We start from the raw sequence: 475 nt of genomic DNA, 5'->3' as shown, positions 1-475 counted from the left end.
CTGCGGCGTTGCGGCGTTTTCCAATAGCCGAGCTCTTGGCTTCCCCCCTCTCCTTTCCTCCCCTCCCGGCCCTTCCCTTGTGCGCCTCCCCCCCCTCTTCTTCCCCTTCTCTTCCAGCTCCTTTTCCCTCCTTTCTCTTTCCTCCTCTTTCTTTTCCCTTCTCTTCTTTTTCTTTTTTCCTTTTTCTTCCCTCTCTTTTTTTTCCTCCCCTCCCCCCCTCTTTTCCCCTCTCTTCCCCCTCTCTCTCCCCCCCCCTCCCCCTCCTTTTCCCTTTCCTCTCCCTCTCCTTTTTTCCCTTTCTTTCTCCTCCTTCTTTTTTTTTCTTTCTTTCTTTTTTTTTTCTTTTTCTTTCCCCTCCTTTTTCTTTTCCTTTCTTTGCCTTTCGCAATTTCTTTCCCACTTTCTGTATTTCTATTTCTCCCTTCTCCTGTCCTTCTTTCCCCTTTCTCTCCTCTTTCTTCTTCTGCTCCCTCTA

At 48.6% G+C, this 475-nt stretch carries 1 protein-coding gene; it reads right to left on the bottom strand.

From position 1 onward, the window contains the following. Positions 1-400: hypothetical protein (locus IB243_RS27530; protein ID WP_192430116.1), on the bottom strand; the 400-nt coding region annotated here is incomplete at its 3' end. Between the last annotated feature and the right edge of the window lie 75 nt (positions 401-475).

Origin of the sequence: Acidovorax sp. ACV01, assembly GCF_014851495.1 — a bacterium.
Classification (GTDB): Bacteria; Pseudomonadota; Gammaproteobacteria; order Burkholderiales; family Burkholderiaceae_C; genus Acidovorax; species Acidovorax radicis.
The sequence above is the reverse complement of the archived record's forward strand: the minus strand, read 5'-3'. Positions and strand labels throughout refer to the sequence as shown.